Genomic DNA, 15,474 nt, shown 5'->3' with positions numbered 1-15,474 from the left:
ATGGCGCTCAACGACATACTCAGTTCCGCAACTTCCGGCCTTGCTGCGGCACAGGCCGGGTTGCGTACTGTTTCGAACAACATCGCCAATGTCGGTGTGACGGGCTATGCGCGGCAACGCGTCAGCCTGTCCACCGGCGTAGTCTCCGGACAGGTCAGCGGCGTGGTGGTGGGCGAGCCCACCCGCGTTGCGGACAAGTTCCTGGAAGCGACCGTGTATCGCCGCGCCGGCGACTATGGCCGGGCGGAAGCGAGCGCGACCTATCTGGATCGGCTGCAAGCGCTGCTGGGTCAGCCGGGAGCTTCAACCGGTCTGCCTGCTCGGCTCGACTCGATCTCGGCGTCGGCCGTGGCGATGACGGGGTCGCAAGCCTCTGAACAGACGGTCGCCGTGTTCAATGCCGACGTGCAGGACGCGATCACGTCCATGCAGCAGATCCAGCAGGACGTCTCGGGTCTGCGCGGGGACGTGGAATCCGAGGTTGGTTACACGGTCGACAAGATCAACTCGCTGCTCGCGCGTATTCATGATCTGAACGGCACGGTCGCCGCGGCGACCGGCCTTGGGCGTGACATCGGCGGTGCCGCCGACCAGCGCATGACGGCGATCGAGGAGCTCAGTGGCTTGATGGCGGTCACCGTTCGCGAACAGCCCGATGGCCGCGTCGCGATCGAGACCAATTCCGGCCAGACGCTGCTCGACAAGCGCCTGCGCCAGCTCTCCTATCCCAGTTCCGGAGACGGAGCGTCACAACCCGTATATCCCAGTATCGAGATTCGCTTCGCAGCTGCGGACGGAAGCGCCGGCGCTGCCAGCGGCGACAAGATCGACTCCGCTGCAATCGGCGGTAAGCTGGGCGGATTGATCGATTTGCGAGATCGCGCGCTCCCAGAATTTACTGAACAGCTCGGCGTGCTTTTCGGCGGCATGGCGCAGGCGCTGAACAGCGTTTCGAACGCAGGCTCGACCGTGCCTCCGCCCGCGAGCCTGGAAGGCCGCCAGACCGGAATGGCGGGCGGCGACCGCCTCGGCTTCACCGGCGCGGCGACCTTTGCCGTGACCAAGGCAGACGGTACGTTGGTCGCGAAGGCCAAGATCGACTTCGATGCGCTCGGTCCCAATGCCTCGATCGACGACATGGTCTCTGCAATCAATGCAGGCCTTGGAGGCGCAGCCACCGCGAGCTTCGTCGATGGGAAGCTCAAGCTTGCCGCAACCGCGTCTGGAAATGGTGTCGCCATCGGCCAGGATGCTACGGCGCCGAGCGCCCGTGGCGGCGTCGGCGTGTCGCAGTTCTTCGGCCTCAACGACATGGTGCGCAGCGACGGCAGTTCGCTGGTTCCCTCGGGCTTCACGTCCGCCGACAAGCACGGCTTCGCAGCGGGTCAGACTACGCAGATGGTGCTGCGCGACGCCACGGGGCGGGTGCTCGCCAACTACACGTTGGAACCGGCGACCGGAGGCACCTTCGGCGACCTGGTAGCCGATCTCAACGGCAGCCCGCTTGGTGACTTCGGCGACTTCTCCTTGGACGACAAGGGACGGCTGCGCTTCGAATCCAAGGCGGGTTCCGCGGGTGCGTCCTTGTCGATCCCTTCGGATGCGACCGACCGCTTCGCTACCGGCCGGAGCTTTTCTTCGCTGATGAGCCTGACGGGCGCGAGCGCGGGGCTGGGCGGGGGCAAGGTTCGCGAGGACATCCTCAACAGCCCATCCAAGCTTCCGCTGGCGCAGTTGCAGACCAATGTCGCCATCGGTGGCAAGGCGCTCGGCACGGGCGATCTTCGCAATGCGACAGCATTCGTGAACAAGCTGAGCCAAGCGGTGGACCTGGGCAAGGACGGCAGCGCGACGCTGGAGCGGTTCTCGAGCCTGTTCCTTGGCCGCGTCGGCCTTGAGGCCAGCCAATCGCAAGCGCGGTTCACCGATGCCGCGGCGCGGAAGGATGACGCGGTCAGCCGCCGCGACAGTTTCGCCGGCGTCAACATAGACGAAGAACTCGCGCAGATGGTCGTACTGCAGAACAGCTATTCCGCCGCCGCGCGCGTCATCAGCACCGCGAGCGAAATGTACGACACTTTGCTGAACATGGTCTGAGAAGGATAGTTACCATGGCACGCGTTGCTACCATTCCGCTCCAGCGGACTCTCTCCGACGCCATCCAGCGTTCGCAGGAGAAGCTGGCGATCACCCAGGCGCAGCTCTCCACGGGCAAGAAGGCGACCACCTTCGCGGATCTTGGGACTGAGACCGTCCGGAACCTGTCCGCGCACAGCATGCTGGCACGCCAAGAGGCACAGGCGACCGTCGCCAAGCGGGTCGGCACGAGCCTGTCGCTTTATCAGGGTAGCCTCGAAGCGATCGATACCGCTGCTTCCGGGCTGCGCGTCGATTTGCTGGATGCGATCGGTACCGGCCGGGCCGACGGCCTGCAGGAAGCCATCCAGTCGGCATTCGACCAGTATCGGACCTCACTCAATCTGTCCGAGGGTGGGGCCCCGCTGTTCGGCGGATCGCAAAGCACTGGCGAGCCCTTCACGCCCAAGACGCTCGCCGACGTGGCCGGGACCGATGTGACCGCGGCCTTTCAGGATGACGATGTGCGGGCGACCGCGCGCGTATCGGACGGCGTCGACCTGAGCTACGGCATCTCCGCGAGTTCGGCTGGCAAGGATCTCTACGCGGCCTTTCGCACCCTCGCCCAGATCTCCTCGCTTCCCGAGAAACTCGACGCCTCGCAGATCGATGCGCTGAAAACGGCGATGGGGCAGCTCGACAAGGGGCTGTCCTCGACGCGCAGCGTCAATGCCGAAAACGGCCGCAAGCAGAGCCAGGTCGAGGGACTGACCAAGCGGAACGAAGAGCGCGCGCTGCTGCTTAGCGGCGTTATCGAAAACAATGAGGATGCCGATCTTGGGCAGGTCGCCATCGATCTCGCCCAGCAGAAGACCGTGCTGCAGGCGAGCTATTCCGTGTTCTCACAGCTTAGTGAGTTGAGCTTGGTCAACTATCTACGCTGAATATGGAATGCGGCTATCGGCCGCGTCCCTGACGCTACGCAAAGAAAAAGCCCCGCTTCCGCGGGGCTTTTTTGTGGTCCTTTTTCAGGTGGAACGCTCAGGCGTCTGCATCGAGCAGGTCACCGACCGCTCCCGCCGGACTCGCGTCGGGGATGGCGCTCATGGCGGCGCTCAGCGTGGCTGGGTCGATCTTGCCGGGGCTCCCGGTGAGCACGTCGAACGCCTGTCCGCTGGGCAACGATTTGAACGCGGAGCCATAGCGGGCGCGCAGCTTCTGCAGCCTGGCCTCGTCGCCGATCATTCCCAGTGCCACCGCCTGGCGCAGCACTGCGGCCTGTTGCGGCTGGCTCATGCCCCTGGGGGCCGGAAGCGACGCCTCGTTCTCGGTGACGAAGCCGCCCCAATCCTTGTCCCGCCAGCGCAACTCGGCCTTGATCGAGGCGCCTCCCGACACGCCGTCGAGCGCCGCCTCGGCAGCTGCATCGCGGCCGAGCTTGTGGAGCGCGATGGCTTCCATGCGCTTGCGGTCCTGCCGCATGCCGTCCGAGTAGCTGGGCTGCTCGGTGTCCTGAAGAACCTTGAGCGCGCGGTCCGGACGGTCCGACAGGATGAGCAGCGACGCGACCTTTACGGACAGCGGCCCTTGCGCGACATCCTTCGCGCGCTGGGTAAGCTGGTATTGGAGCAGTTCGGCGGCGCGGCCATAAAGGCCAGCTTCCTGAAGCCGATCGGCGAGGTGCAGGACGAGCAGATCGCCCTCGGCCCCGCCGGGCGCCAGTTCCCGGTAATCCCAATACAAGCCGGCGGCGTCGGCCAGCGGTACGCCGCTGTTCGGGGCGAGGATCGTCGAGAGTTGGCCCTGCACCGCCGCCAGCATCGGCGCGGCTTCCTTGCCAAGCTTGTAGTAGCGGAACAGCGTCGCACCGGCGCGTAGCTGGCCGCGCAGATCATGCGCGTCGCTGGCAAGCTTGAACGAAAGCCGCAGTGTGTTTTCCTCGACCTGACCGCCACGCCAGCGGTAGCGGAGACTGTCGAGCTGCTTCTGGGCGGTGGCCGCATCGATCTTGTGCGCAGCAAGCTGTGCCGTCGTCAGCGCGAGATCGGCTTCCGCCTTCACTTCGGGCGAGCCGCTGCGCTTGGCACGCTCCAGGCTCAGCTTGCCGCCATCGTAATCCCCGGCAGCAACCATTGCTCGACCGCGAAGAAGATTGGCGTCGGGGTTCTGTTCGTCGAACAGCTTGAGCCAAGCCAGTGCAGGCTTGGGCTGCCCGGTGTCGATCGCGGCACGGGCGGCGGCGAGGACGAAGGGCGCGCGATCGGTTGGCGACCGGCCGTTGATTGCCGGAAGCGCGCAATTGACCTGGCCGACCGCAGCGGCAGCGGATCCGATATGCGCAAGCGCGCGCAGGCGCCAGGCGCAGGCTTCGGGGTTGTCGGCAAGATCGGGGCTGCCCATCGCCTCGACTGCATCGGCGTCGCGGCCGAGCAGGGTCAGCGCCACGCCGCGCGCGAGCTGATAGGGCAGGACGAGCTTCAGGTCCTCGTCATTGCTGGCCATGACATCGAGCACGCCGATCGCTTCGGCACCCTGTCCCTTGGCGAGCAGGCCGAGTGCGACGCTCCAGCGATCTGCCTGGCGCTTGACCGGAGTGGCGGTGGCGAGAAGGTCCCAGGCCTGTTGGCCGGTTGGACCCTGCCAGCCGCTGCCGCTGGTGATCGGGGGCATTTCCGCAAGCTCTGCGGCAAAAGGCGGCAGTGCACCGGTCGTGGCGGGCTGGGCGGCGGGGGTGACCGTGGCGGCGGTGGCGCTTAGCGCGAGAAGGGCAGTGCGCATCAGCCGAGTCCGAACGGGCGGACCACGGCAACGGCGACACCGCCGAGCGCGCATGCGATCACGAACAGCGCCGCGCCGAGGATCGGCAGGCGCTGCTTGGCAGGCGCGGGGAGCGCGACGGGTGCCGCGACCGGCGGTGCTGCTGCGGGGTCGTCGGTACGGCGCATCTTGGGCGACTGGCTGCCGTCCGAGACCACGCGCATTTTTCCGGGGCGTTGATCAAAGCTCAAGGAAACACCTGCTAACAGTTTCTCCTATTATAGAGGATTGGCAGTTCGAAGGGCTGCCCGGTTCACAGGAGATTGGTGTGCGTAACGGGACTTTGGCGGCGCTTGCGCTGACGGCGGCGGTGATGCCGCTGCCGGGTGGCGGCGATGCCCAGGCATCGGGCGGCGGCAGCGGGGGTGGCGAAGGCCTGAACCTGGTGACGATGGAGCAGGTGGTCGTGCCGATCATCGACGCCGACCGGGTGACCGGCGCGCTCAAATTCAAGCTGGTGCTGGAGGCTGCCACTGCCGAGGCGGCGGCAGAGGCGACGGCGGAGCTGCCGATGCTGCGCCAGGCGACGGTGGCGGCGGGGCTGGAGTTCGCGCGGCTGAATGCTTCGGGGCTGCGGGCCGTGGATGCCGAGGAGCTGGACCATGATCTGACTGCCGCGCTGAAGGCAGCGGAGCCGGGAATCGCGCGGGTTTTGATCGTGGAGGTGTCCGCGTCGCAGGGGTGAGTGACTATCTGGTTGACGCGAAAGCAAAAGGGCCGGAGCATCATGCTCCGGCCCTTTTGTCGTTTGGGGACGGGCGCTTAGCGCGCCTTTGGCGGCTTTGAGCCCGTCGCCGCCGCGACTTGAGGCCGTCCGGCGCTGCGCCGGGCGAGCGCCATCGACAGCGCAGCCGCGCCTTTTGGCGTCATTGCGGCCAAAATCAGCGCGGTTGAACGCTCGCGCATGCGTTGCGCGACCTTCATCTGCACTTCCATGTCGAGCTGTTCGAACACGACCGCGGCCTTGGCCGGCTTCATCGCCTGGTAGATGCGGGCGAGTTCGTCGAACTGCGCCTCGGGCGCTTCGGCAGGACCATTGGCCGCCGTCTGCGTGGCTGCGGCGTCCTGCTGCTGGCGCGCGGCAAGATTAGCCTGGAGGCGTGCCTCGGCAGCCTTGGCCGCCTGTTCGCGCAGATCGAGGCCGCGCTTGCGGCGGGCCGCGGCGGCGTCGCTGGCGCTCATGTCCTGCTCGATCGAGTTGCCCAGCCGGGTCTTGGCGGCCTGCGCATCGGGCGCAGCGATGCTGGCGGCGTTGGCGACGACCGCGAGCGCCGAAGCGGCGGCGGTCATCAGGAGGAGGGAGGGGCGGGCCATCAGGCGTGCTCGACTTCGTCTTGCGCGTCCGCTTCGGCAGCCGGGCGCTGCGCGTTGGCGAGGCTGACCGCGTTGACGATGCGTTCGCACGCGCCGTCGGCGATCCCGATCATGTCGGACAACTCGTCGCGCAGATCGCGGGCCTGGTCGACCAGACGGGCGTTCTTGGCGCAATCGGTGCCGAGCGTGGTCTTCATGTCGGCCAGCACGGCGCGGGCGCCGGCGGTGGCCTTTTCAAGCGCATTGACGGTTTCGGTCAGGGCGCCGTCCTTGACGGTGCGCAGGCTCCGCATCATCCGGACGCTCTGCACGAGCACCGCCATGCAGAAGATCATGGTGAGCGCGTTTGCGAGAAGCGCGAGGCTCATGCGGGAGTCCTTTCCTTGGAGACGTCGGTGATCAGGCGCACGGCGACCTTGCCGCGACGCTGACCGATCTGGGTCTGGGCGAGCTTGACGCCGCCACAGGCGAGGTCGAGCGGATCGTCGGGGCTCTTGTGAAGCGCGATGGTCTGGCCGACCTCCAGCGCCTTCAATTCGGCGAGCGGCATGGCCTTTTCGCCGAGCACCACGTCGACGGTGACGTTGGTCTTGCGGATCTCGGAAGCCATATGCGCTTCCCAGATGCTGTCGCGGCCGGACTTCTCGCCCATGAAGCGCTGTAGCAGCTTGTGGCGGACCGGCTCCAGCGTCGCATAGGGGAAGAGCAGCGAGAATTCGCCGCCACGCCCATCCATGTCGACGCGGAAGGTGGCCACCGCGCAGATGTTCGACGTGCCGGCGATCGCGGCGAAGCGCGGATTGGATTCAACCCGTTCCAGCTGCATCGTCACTTCCTCGATCGGCCTGAAGGCTTCGGAGAAGTCCGACAGCGCCAGTTCGAGCATGCGCGACACCAGCGCGGTTTCGATCGTGGTGAAGGCGCGGCCGTCGATCACCACCGGCTGACCGCCACCGCCGCCACGCCCGCCGAGGAGCGCGTCGACCACTGAATAGATCAGGCTGGAGTTCACGTGGATGAGGCCGAAATTCTGCCATTCCTTGATCTGGAACACGCCGACCATCGCTGGCAGCGCGATCCGGTTCATGAACTCGCCGAAGCGGATCGAAGTGACTTCTTCCAGGCTGACGTCGATAGCGTCCGAGGTCAGGTTGCGCATCGAGCTGGCAAAGGCGCGCACCACGCGGTCGCAGACCACTTCGAGCATCGGCAGACGCTCGTGGCTGATGACCTTGGATTCGATGACGGCGCGCAGGCCCTTCTTCTTTTCCACCGGCGTGCCGACGTCGCCGAACAGCGCATCGATGTCCGCCTGGTCGAACCGCATGTCGCCGTCGGCGGCAAAGGGGGCCGCGGGGGGATCGGGAAGGTCGAAATCGTCGAGGTCGATCATTGCTGCACCAGATCCTGGATCAGGACGTCCTTGACCATGCCTGCGCCGACCGACTGGGTGGCGCGCGACAGCATCTCTTCCTTGATGCGGAAGACCGCCGCCGAGCCGGCCAGATCCTCGGGCCGCAGCTCGCGCAGGAAGGGCTGATAGGCGTCGAGGATCAGCGGGAGCTTTTCCTTCACGCTCTCGACCGTGCCCTTGGGGCCGGGGACGAGCATGAAATGGACTTTGAGGAAGCGCGCGGCGCCGTCGGGTGAGCGCAGGTTCACGACCATCGCGGGTACGTCGACAAACGCTTCCTTGCCTTCGCCTTCGCCGTGACCTTCGCCTTCGCCGGACTCCTCCGCCGCGGCTTCTTCACCGTGCCCGCCCTCGGCCGAAGCTTCGGCCTTGGCGCTGCCGCCCGACATCATCATCGCGGCGCCGCCGCCACCACCCAGCAGAAGCACCCCGGCTGCCGCGCCGATGATGATGAGCTTCTTCCTGGACTTCTTGGCAGGCGCCGGCGTGGCGCTTTCTTCGACGATCTCGTCCGACGGCATTTGCTGGGTCCTCTAGAAAATCTGCGCTCCGGCGACCGAGCCGCCTGATTTCTTCCTATTATAGAGGCGTCACCCGGCAATTTCTGCCTAGCGACAAAAAAGTGAAGGACGGTCCGGTGGACATCTCCTCTTATGTATTGCTGAGCCAGGAACAGGCGCTCCGCCGCCGTATGGATGTTGCCGCGAACAACCTCGCGAACATGAATACGGCCGGATTCAAGCGTGAGCAGCCGGTGTTCCGCGAATATGTCGAGAAGACAGACAGCGTCATCAAGCCCGCGAACAAGACGTCGTTCGTGCTGGATTACGGTGCCGTGCACGATGCGACGCAGGGCACGTTCCAGCCGACCGGCAACGCACTGGACGTGATGATCGAAGGCAAGGGCTATTTGAGCGTGCAGGCGCCGGACGGCACCACTGCCTATACGCGTGCGGGCCTGCTCAAGATGCTGCCGACCGGCGAACTCGCCACTTCCAGCGGTAACAAGGTGCTGGGCGAGGGCGGGCAGCCGATCACGATCCCCGCCGAGGAAGCCGCGAACCTTTCCATCGGCCTGGACGGCACGATCAACGGCCGCACCGGTCCGTTGGGCCGGCTGGCCGTGACGTCGTTCGACGAGGCTCAGTTGGACCCGCGCGGCGACGGCCTGCTGAGCGGGCAGGGCGGCCGCGAGCTGCCCTCCGCGCAAACCCGGATCCGCAGCGGCGGCATCGAGGGATCGAACGTCAACGCCATCCAGGAAACGACCGACATGGTCGAGATCCTGCGCGCCTACCAGACCAGCAAGAACCTGTCCGACAGCATGGCCGACATGCGCAAGTCGGCAATCGACAAGCTTAGCCGCGTCGGCTGACGCGCCCTAGAATAGAGGAAACAGACCCATGCGTACGCTTTCCATCGCCGGCACCGGCATGCTTGCCCAGCAGACCAATGTCGACGTGATCTCGAACAACATTGCCAACATGAACACCACCGGCTTCAAGCGCCAGCGCGCGGAGTTCCAGGACCTGCTCTATGAGCAGGTCGTGCGTCCGGGTTCGGCGTCGTCGGCCACCACCAACGTGCCGACCGGCATCCAGATCGGTTCGGGTGTGAAGACTGCCGCGGTCTATCGCATCAACGAGCAGGGCGCGACCCACCAGACCGACAACCGCTATGACCTGGCGATCCAGGGCCATGGCTATTTCCAGATCGAGCTGCCCGACGGCACCACCGGTTACACCCGCGACGGTTCGTTTGGCGTGTCCGATCAGGGCGAGCTGGTGACCAATGACGGCTTCCGCGTGCTGCCCGGCATCACCGTGCCGCAGAACGTGGTGGACGTGACGATCTCCAAGTCCGGCCAGGTGCAGGCAGTGGTCGCCGGCGACGCGCAGCCGCAGACGCTGGGCCAGCTCGAGCTCGCCACCTTCATGAACGAAGGCGGCCTGGAAGCGAAGGGCGGCAATTTGTTCCTGGAAACCGCGGCATCGGGTAACCCGACCGTGGCGGCACCCGGCGAGCCGGGCTTGGGGACGCTGCAGCAGGGCTTCGTGGAAGCATCCAACGTCAATCCGGTCGCGGAGATCACCAACCTGATCACCGCGCAGCGCGCTTATGAAATGAACAGCCGCGTGGTGAAGACCGCCGACGAGATGCTGGCCACGACCAGCCAGCTGCGCTGATGAGCCTGTTGCTGGCATTGGCGCTCCTGGCGGGACCCGCCGAGGACGTCCAGGTCGCCGTGCTCGGCCATGCCGTGTCCAGGGGCGAGCGGATCGAGGCAGGCGACTTCACGATGGAGTCGCGCAGCGCCGCCGCCGCGCGCGGCGCGCTGGGCATCGAGGATGCGATGGGCATGGAAGCCACCCGCAACCTGGCGCCGGGCATGATCGTGCGCCGCACTGACGTGATGACCCCGCAGCTGGTCCGCCGCGGCGAGCCGGTGACGATCAAGCTGGCCAGTGGCACGCTGGTGATCACCGCCTCCGGCCGCGCGCTGAGCGGCGGTGCCAAGGGCGACATGGTCCGCGTGGTAACCAACAGCACGAGCCGCACGCTCGATGGCATGGTGGAGGGATCCGGCATCGTCCGGGTCTCCGTACCGTAAGGAGTTCGTTTATGCGCAAGATGGTTCTCGTGCTGGCGCTGGGCGCCACCCTGTCGGGTTGCGGTGCCGCAGGCCGTTTGAAGCAGGTCGGCAAGGCGCCGAAGCTGTCGGACATGTCGCCGATCGACACTCCCGAACTGGAAGCATCGCTGTCCGCGCCCGCCGACCGTGCCCGCCGTCCGGGTGCCGCGGGCGCGCAGATCGCCGGTCAGGCGCCGCAGCAACAGGCGACCGCGTCGCTGTTCCGCACCGGCGCAGGCGCGTTCTTCCGCGATCAGCGGGCGCGCGAGCAGGGCGACATCCTGAAGATCAAGATCAACATCCAGGACAAGGCCGATCTGGGCAACACGACCTCGCGCACGCGGGGCGGCTCTGAAAATGGCGGGCTTGGCAATCTGCTTGGCATCAAGCCGGTTGCCGATGTGCTGGGTGCCGATGCGGGCAAGGTGTTCGAGACCAACTCGGGATCGAAATATGCCGGCGGCGGATCGACCAACCGGTCCGAGACGATCAACATGACGATGGCCGCGATCGTCACCCAGGTGCTGCCCAACGGCAATTTGATGATCAAGGGGCGCCAGGAAGTGCGCGTCAATTTCGAGATGCGCGAGCTGATCGTCACCGGCATCATCCGGCCCGAGGACATCGCCCGCGACAATTCGATCCAGCACAGTCAGATCGCCGAGGCACGCGTGATCTATGGCGGCAAGGGCCAGCTGACCGACGCGCAGCAGGCGCGCTGGGGCCAGCAGATCTACGACGCGCTTTTTCCGTTCTGATTTCCGCCTTTTCGGCTGGAGAGAGGCCCGTCCGGGGAGACCCGGGCGGGCTTTTCGTTTGCGCGGAACGTGGGGACGACTTTTGGAAGGAGAGAGGGCCAGCGAAGCTGGTGGAGAGGTGGTCTCCACGAGCGGACCGCGTGCTTGTGGCGCCTACCCCTCCACCATGCTGCGCATGGTCCCCCTCCCCCTCCGGGGGAGGATTATCGTCGGCTGGCGGAAGCTAGAGATTTTCGTGCCCGAACAAGAACAAAGCACAAGCGTGCAGATGTTTACCTTTAGGTAACCATCTAAATTCGCGCGATTATTTGGGCGGTCGCGAATTTCTTCCCATGATGAGAGGGCAAGACGCGAACGCGTCAAGTCGCGAACCGGCGCTTCCGGTTCGGGCCGCAGAAGTGGCTCTAATCCAAGAAGGACAAGAACATGGGTTTTTCGGTTAACACCAACGTCGGCGCAATGGCGGCTCTCCAGAGCCTCAACGAGACCGGCAAGGGCCTTGCCACGGTTCAGACCCGCATCAACACCGGTCTGGCCGTGTCCTCGACCAAGGACGACTCGGCGTCGTACACCATCGCTCAGACTCTCCGCGGCGACGTGGGCGGCCTGAAGGCAGTTACTTCGTCGCTCAACCGCGCCAAGAGCACGGTCGACGTCGCGGTTGCCGGTGCGGAGCAGATCTCCGACATCGTCAACCAGATGAAGGCGAAGGCTACCGAAGCGATGGACGAAGGCATCGACGCGGACAGCCGTTCGGCAATCAACGAAGACTTCACGGCTCTCAAGGCCCAGATTGGCACCATCATCGACTCTTCGGAGTTCAATGGCACCAACCTGCTGAAGTCGACCGCGACGTCGAAGGAAGTCAAGGCGCTGCAGTCGACCGACACGACGGCTGGAACGCTCGACGTTGCCAACCAGTCGCTCGACACCAAGGTGACCGCCGCGATCACGGGCGGTCTGACGGACGCTGCCACGTCGAAGACGATGGTAGATTCGCTGGACGACATCGCAAAGGACGTGAACACCAGCCTCAGCGCGCTGGGTGCAGGTTCGCGTAAGATCGACAACCAGCTGACCTTCACCAGCAAGCTGTCGGACGTGATCGAAGGCGGTATCGGCAACCTCGTCGACGCCGATCTGGCCAAGGAATCTGCCAAGCTGCAGGCTCTGCAGGTCAAGCAGCAGCTGGGTGTCCAGGCTCTGGGGATCGCCAACCAGGCGCCGCAGACCATCACCTCGCTGTTCCGTTAAGGCCAGGCTCACACCCTGGAGCTTCGGCCCTGACGATCTGGAGGCCGGGATGGAAACATCCCGGCCTCTTTTTTTATGCGCGCGGGCCGGGCACGAAATGGTTGATCCTTCTATAATGAAGGATGACAGGAGAGTTTCGGGTGTTCCCTCGTATTCGTGAAATCACCGACGCATTTGGAAGCCGCCTTCGGGTGAGCGTGGAGGAGCATCCCGCCGGCGCGCTGGTCGTGCTCGAGCGGCCCGACATCAGCGGGCGTCCGCGCGTGCTGCTGGACGGCTACGGCGTCGACGTGCTGTCGGGCTATATCATGTCGGCCCGGCTCGCCGTGCCGCACGCGCTGCCCGAGGAGCGGGTGGACGGCAAGTTCGGCACGCACTTCGCGCTGGCGCTGCAGCCCGCCGCCTGCCTGGGGCTCAAGCAGCAAGGCGAGACCGCGCTGGATATTCCCGCGCCGTTCTGGGACCGGCTTTATGCCGAGCTGTGCCTGGTAACCGCCCACGCCCGCGAGCTGGGCCGCCGCGCCGAGACACGCGTGCACTGACACACACCCACGAGACAGGTTGCGACAAGGGCCGGCAGGGAACTGCGCGGCCCTTTTTCGTTGCCGAGGGCGCCCGATCTCGCGCGCACGAACGAAAGCAGGCCGGTTGAAAGCAACCGGCCTGCCGTACGCGTTTACAACCGTGCCTAGGGATGCACGGGTGAGGGGAGAGGCGAACGATCCGTAGAGGGGACAAAACGTCCGCTCGCCTCTCTTCTTTCATTATAGCGGCGGGGCGGGGCGGCGACCGGGGAAGCGGCTCAGCACTTGCCCGCTACGGGTTTGTGCCTAATCGATCGTTCGCGCCTGAAACGGAAAACGCCGGCGGGTGCCGTAGCACGCCGCCGGCGCCTGGTAGCCGGGCTGAAAGGCTGGATCAGCCGATGCGGACGAGGCTGCTGGAGGGCACCTGCATGCCGTTGATGGTGACCAGGACGTTGTTGCCCTCGAGCTGCACGTCGCTGACCTTGCCGACGGCGTGGGGGGTGACCGCGATGGCGTTGCCCGCGGCGTCCTTGCCGGCGATCGAGACGGTGTAGTTGCCCGCGGCCATTTCCTTGCCGCTGGTGGTCTTGCCGTCCCAGGAGAAGTTGCCGCTGGCGGCGTTGGGCGTGATCTCACGCGTGTCGACGACCTTGCCCTTGTCGTCCTTGAACGTGGCGGTCATGCTCGTGACGTTGCGCGGCGCGTCCCACACCCACTGCGCGGGCGAGCCGCTGGCGATCCCGGCGGTGGCGCTGTCGGTTTCCACCGAGCGGCCGATCAGCGACGATGCCTGAGTGAGGTTCTGCGTGCCCATGGTGGCGAGCATCGTCTTGAGCGTCGAGGTCTGCTCGATCGACTGTTCGACCTGCGAATATTGCACCAGCTGCTGGGTGTATTGCGCGGTGTCCATCGGATCGAGCGGATCCTGGTTCTGCATCTGCGCGGTCAGCAGCTTGAGGAACATGTCATAGTCGGCGCTGAGCTTGCTCGACGCGGCCTGGGTCTTGGCGTCGGTGATCGCGGCGGCGTTGGTGTTCACGGTCGTCATGGCTTGTCCTCAGGCGAGAAGGTCGACCTGCCCGTCGGCGCGGATCGCGCGATAGGCAGGGGCGGGTTCGAGATCGTCGGCTTGGGCGTGCTGCTGCTGCTGCGGGTTGCCGCCGCGCTGCTGCTGGTTGCCGCCCTGTTGCTGGCCGCCACCGGTGTCGGCGCGTGCTTCGAAACGGAAACTCTGCGCATCGTTGCGCACGCCGGCCTGATCCAGGCTGCGGGCCAGGTCGGGCATGTCCTGGCGAAGCAGGTCGAGCGCGCGCTGACTTTCGGCACGCACGGTAGCCTTCAGAGTGCCGTCCTCGAAGGCGAGCGTGACTTCGACGCGGCCGAGATTGTCGGGGTTGAGGCGGACGCGAAGCGTTTCCTCGCCGGCTTCGACCTTCCGTGCGATGGCAACGCCCATGGACTGGCCGAACTGGCCCGGGCGAGCGCTGACGACCGGCTCCTGCGGAGCCGGCATGGCGGCTGCGGTAGCGCCAGTGTTGGCCTGCGACGTGTGGGTAGGCTGGGCAAGGGCGGCGAACTGTGCCTGCGGATCGCGCGGCTGGCCTGGGTCCTGGCCCTGGCCGGCATCGCCGCTGGTCGCCTGGACGGCGCGGGCGAAGTCGCCGGCGACGGCGTCGTTGGGCGCAGCCTTTACCGCGTCGCCATTCTGAGTCGGTTCGGCACCGGCCTTGCGGACGGCACGCGCGGGCATCTCGGCGGCATTGGCTTGTGCGCCGGCGGTGGCACGCGGCTGGCGGGCGACGAGCTGAGGCTGCGCCTCGGCCTGCGCCTGTTGCGCTGCGGGCTGTAGCGGCGCCGGCTGAGCGGCGACGGGCACCGCGGTGACGAGCGGCTGCGGTGTCGCTTCGGTTGGTGCGGGTGCGTCGGCTTCGGGCGCTGCGGGCTTGGCGGCCTTGGCGCCCTTCGCGGGGGCGGTATCCTTCGCCGGCAAGTCGATGCTGACGGCGGCCTGTGGCTGCTGCGGCACATGCGGCTCGCCTTCGATCTGCGGTGCCTGCGCCGGTTGGGCTGCGAGCGGGGCATCTGCTTTGGCAGGCGTGCCGAGCGGCTGGGCCGCCGCGGGCTGGGCAGGCACAGGGGGGACGGCAGCGCTGGCCGGGTTTGCCGGTGCCTCGGCCGCCGGGCGTACCGCGGTGGCGAGCAGGCCAGAGAGCGAGGTGGTCGTCTGCAGCGTGGCCAGGATCGGGTTTTCAGGCGCCGAGGGCAGGGCGGCGGGAAGAATGCTGACGGTCGCCACATCGGCTGCGGGCGCAGGGATAGCGGGCATAGCCGGCACCGCCGCAGGAGCGGGAAGGTTCGTCAGGGTCGCCAGGGCGTCGTTGCCCTGCGGGAGAAGCGGGATGGTCGCGTTTCCGGTGGACAGCGTCGCGATGGGAGGCAGCAGCGCAGCGCCGCCGAAGCTCGCGCCCGGCGCAGCGCCGGCGGTCAGCGTCATGGTGGGGCCGGTGTCGAGGAGGCTGGTCACCGGCAGCATGGCAGGGCCGCCAACCGGCGCGACAGGCTTGCCGGCGGCTGCGACGCCGAGCGCCTGAAGAAAGCCCAGGGCCGGGGCACCCGCAGCGGCGTTGCCGGCGGTGCTGGTCCCAAGCGGAAAACCGAAAGCGTTGACTTGCATTCAGGCGC

The 15,474-nt window shown here is 66.3% G+C and carries 17 protein-coding genes; 9 read left to right on the top strand and 8 right to left on the bottom strand.

The annotated features are described in order from the left end of the window. Positions 1-2,097: a flagellar hook-associated protein FlgK gene (locus LZ586_RS06340; protein ID WP_235079746.1), complete on the top strand. Its 2,097-nt coding sequence runs from the start codon at positions 1-3 to the stop codon at positions 2,095-2,097. Between the two features lie 14 nt (positions 2,098-2,111). Continuing rightward, positions 2,112-3,020 (top strand): flagellin, encoded by a 909-nt coding sequence (locus LZ586_RS06335; protein WP_235078821.1) that lies wholly within the window; start codon positions 2,112-2,114, stop codon positions 3,018-3,020. Positions 3,021-3,117: 97 nt separating this feature from the next. Here LZ586_RS06335 and LZ586_RS06330 read toward each other — a convergent pair whose 3' ends face one another. Beyond that, positions 3,118-4,854 (bottom strand): hypothetical protein, encoded by a 1,737-nt coding sequence (locus LZ586_RS06330; RefSeq protein ID WP_235078819.1) that lies wholly within the window; start codon positions 4,852-4,854, stop codon positions 3,118-3,120. Then, positions 4,854-5,084, bottom strand: a complete 231-nt coding sequence (locus LZ586_RS06325; RefSeq protein WP_235078817.1) for a hypothetical protein — start codon at positions 5,082-5,084, stop codon at positions 4,854-4,856. The genes LZ586_RS06330 and LZ586_RS06325 overlap by 1 nt, the downstream gene beginning before the upstream one ends. A 77-nt stretch (positions 5,085-5,161) precedes the next feature. Here LZ586_RS06325 and LZ586_RS06320 point away from each other — a divergent pair, with 77 nt between their 5' ends. After that, entirely contained in the window at positions 5,162-5,578 is a 417-nt protein-coding gene (locus LZ586_RS06320; protein WP_235078816.1) for a hypothetical protein, read from the top strand. A gap of 77 nt (positions 5,579-5,655) precedes the next feature. Here LZ586_RS06320 and LZ586_RS06315 read toward each other — a convergent pair whose 3' ends face one another. From LZ586_RS06315 to LZ586_RS06300, 4 genes are read right to left on the bottom strand one after another with little or no spacing between them, the layout of a single operon-like run. Then, positions 5,656-6,183: a MotE family protein gene (locus LZ586_RS06315; protein WP_235078815.1), complete on the bottom strand. Its 528-nt coding sequence runs from the start codon at positions 6,181-6,183 to the stop codon at positions 5,656-5,658. Positions 6,184-6,206: 23 nt separating this feature from the next. Next, a complete protein-coding gene (locus LZ586_RS06310; RefSeq protein WP_235078813.1) occupies positions 6,207-6,575 on the bottom strand; it encodes a DUF6468 domain-containing protein in 369 nt (122 codons plus the stop codon). Beyond that, a complete protein-coding gene (fliM, locus tag LZ586_RS06305) occupies positions 6,572-7,600 on the bottom strand; it encodes a flagellar motor switch protein FliM (RefSeq protein ID WP_235078811.1) in 1,029 nt (342 codons plus the stop codon). Before fliM ends, LZ586_RS06310 begins: the two co-directional genes overlap by 4 nt. Further along, positions 7,597-8,142, bottom strand: a complete 546-nt coding sequence (locus tag LZ586_RS06300; protein ID WP_235078810.1) for a flagellar basal body-associated FliL family protein — start codon at positions 8,140-8,142, stop codon at positions 7,597-7,599. The genes fliM and LZ586_RS06300 overlap by 4 nt, the downstream gene beginning before the upstream one ends. 116 nt (positions 8,143-8,258) lie before the next feature. On the opposite strand from LZ586_RS06300, the gene LZ586_RS06295 reads away from it, so the two are divergent. The 6 genes from LZ586_RS06295 (at position 8,259) to LZ586_RS06270 (ending at position 12,807) form a co-directional block, all read left to right on the top strand. Beyond that, the gene (locus tag LZ586_RS06295; RefSeq protein WP_235078809.1) at positions 8,259-8,996 is read left to right on the top strand and encodes a flagellar hook-basal body complex protein; all 738 of its coding nucleotides are present in this window, start codon (positions 8,259-8,261) and stop codon (positions 8,994-8,996) included. A gap of 28 nt (positions 8,997-9,024) precedes the next feature. After that, positions 9,025-9,807 (top strand): flagellar basal-body rod protein FlgG, encoded by a 783-nt coding sequence (gene flgG, locus LZ586_RS06290; RefSeq protein WP_235078808.1) that lies wholly within the window; start codon positions 9,025-9,027, stop codon positions 9,805-9,807. Continuing rightward, positions 9,807-10,232: a flagellar basal body P-ring formation chaperone FlgA gene (flgA, locus tag LZ586_RS06285; protein ID WP_235078807.1), complete on the top strand. Its 426-nt coding sequence runs from the start codon at positions 9,807-9,809 to the stop codon at positions 10,230-10,232. Before flgG ends, flgA begins: the two co-directional genes overlap by 1 nt. An 11-nt stretch (positions 10,233-10,243) precedes the next feature. Continuing rightward, positions 10,244-11,011 (top strand): flagellar basal body L-ring protein FlgH, encoded by a 768-nt coding sequence (gene flgH, locus LZ586_RS06280; protein ID WP_235078806.1) that lies wholly within the window; start codon positions 10,244-10,246, stop codon positions 11,009-11,011. Between the two features lie 426 nt (positions 11,012-11,437). Then, complete coding sequence (locus LZ586_RS06275; RefSeq protein WP_235078805.1) at positions 11,438-12,265, top strand: flagellin; 828 nt, start codon at positions 11,438-11,440, stop codon at positions 12,263-12,265. A gap of 140 nt (positions 12,266-12,405) precedes the next feature. Beyond that, complete coding sequence (locus LZ586_RS06270; protein WP_235078804.1) at positions 12,406-12,807, top strand: hypothetical protein; 402 nt, start codon at positions 12,406-12,408, stop codon at positions 12,805-12,807. Between the two features lie 376 nt (positions 12,808-13,183). On the opposite strand, the gene LZ586_RS06265 is transcribed toward LZ586_RS06270, so the two are convergent. Both LZ586_RS06265 and LZ586_RS06260 read right to left on the bottom strand, forming a co-directional pair. Further along, on the bottom strand, positions 13,184-13,840 hold the full coding sequence (locus tag LZ586_RS06265) for a flagellar hook assembly protein FlgD (protein WP_235078803.1): 657 nt from the start codon (positions 13,838-13,840) through the stop codon (positions 13,184-13,186). 9 nt (positions 13,841-13,849) lie between these two features. Next, positions 13,850-15,466, bottom strand: coding sequence for a flagellar hook-length control protein FliK (locus LZ586_RS06260; protein ID WP_235078801.1), 1,617 nt, complete (start codon positions 15,464-15,466; stop codon positions 13,850-13,852). Between the last annotated feature and the right edge of the window lie 8 nt (positions 15,467-15,474).

This window comes from Sphingomonas sp. S2-65, from assembly GCF_021513175.1.
Taxonomy (GTDB): Bacteria; Pseudomonadota; Alphaproteobacteria; order Sphingomonadales; family Sphingomonadaceae; genus Sphingomonas.
The sequence above is the reverse complement of the archived record's forward strand: the minus strand, read 5'-3'. Positions and strand labels throughout refer to the sequence as shown.

Bases quoted from the DNA above. Each gene is read 5' to 3' on its own strand.
- LZ586_RS06340 (WP_235079746.1), top strand. From the start codon at position 1: ATGGCGCTCAACGACATACTCAGTTCCGCAACTTCCGGCCTTGCTGCG.
- LZ586_RS06335 (WP_235078821.1), top strand. From the start codon at position 2,112: ATGGCACGCGTTGCTACCATTCCGCTCCAGCGGACTCTCTCCGACGCC.
- LZ586_RS06330 (WP_235078819.1), bottom strand. From the start codon at position 4,854: ATGCGCACTGCCCTTCTCGCGCTAAGCGCCACCGCCGCCACGGTCACC.
- LZ586_RS06315 (WP_235078815.1), bottom strand. From the start codon at position 6,183: ATGACCGCCGCCGCTTCGGCGCTCGCGGTCGTCGCCAACGCCGCCAGC.
- LZ586_RS06310 (WP_235078813.1), bottom strand. From the start codon at position 6,575: ATGAGCCTCGCGCTTCTCGCAAACGCGCTCACCATGATCTTCTGCATG.
- fliM (WP_235078811.1), bottom strand. From the start codon at position 7,600: ATGATCGACCTCGACGATTTCGACCTTCCCGATCCCCCCGCGGCCCCC.
- LZ586_RS06300 (WP_235078810.1), bottom strand. From the start codon at position 8,142: ATGCCGTCGGACGAGATCGTCGAAGAAAGCGCCACGCCGGCGCCTGCC.
- flgG (WP_235078808.1), top strand. From the start codon at position 9,025: ATGCGTACGCTTTCCATCGCCGGCACCGGCATGCTTGCCCAGCAGACC.
- flgA (WP_235078807.1), top strand. From the start codon at position 9,807: ATGAGCCTGTTGCTGGCATTGGCGCTCCTGGCGGGACCCGCCGAGGAC.
- flgH (WP_235078806.1), top strand. From the start codon at position 10,244: ATGCGCAAGATGGTTCTCGTGCTGGCGCTGGGCGCCACCCTGTCGGGT.
- LZ586_RS06275 (WP_235078805.1), top strand. From the start codon at position 11,438: ATGGGTTTTTCGGTTAACACCAACGTCGGCGCAATGGCGGCTCTCCAG.
- LZ586_RS06265 (WP_235078803.1), bottom strand. From the start codon at position 13,840: ATGACGACCGTGAACACCAACGCCGCCGCGATCACCGACGCCAAGACC.
- LZ586_RS06260 (WP_235078801.1), bottom strand. From the start codon at position 15,466: ATGCAAGTCAACGCTTTCGGTTTTCCGCTTGGGACCAGCACCGCCGGC.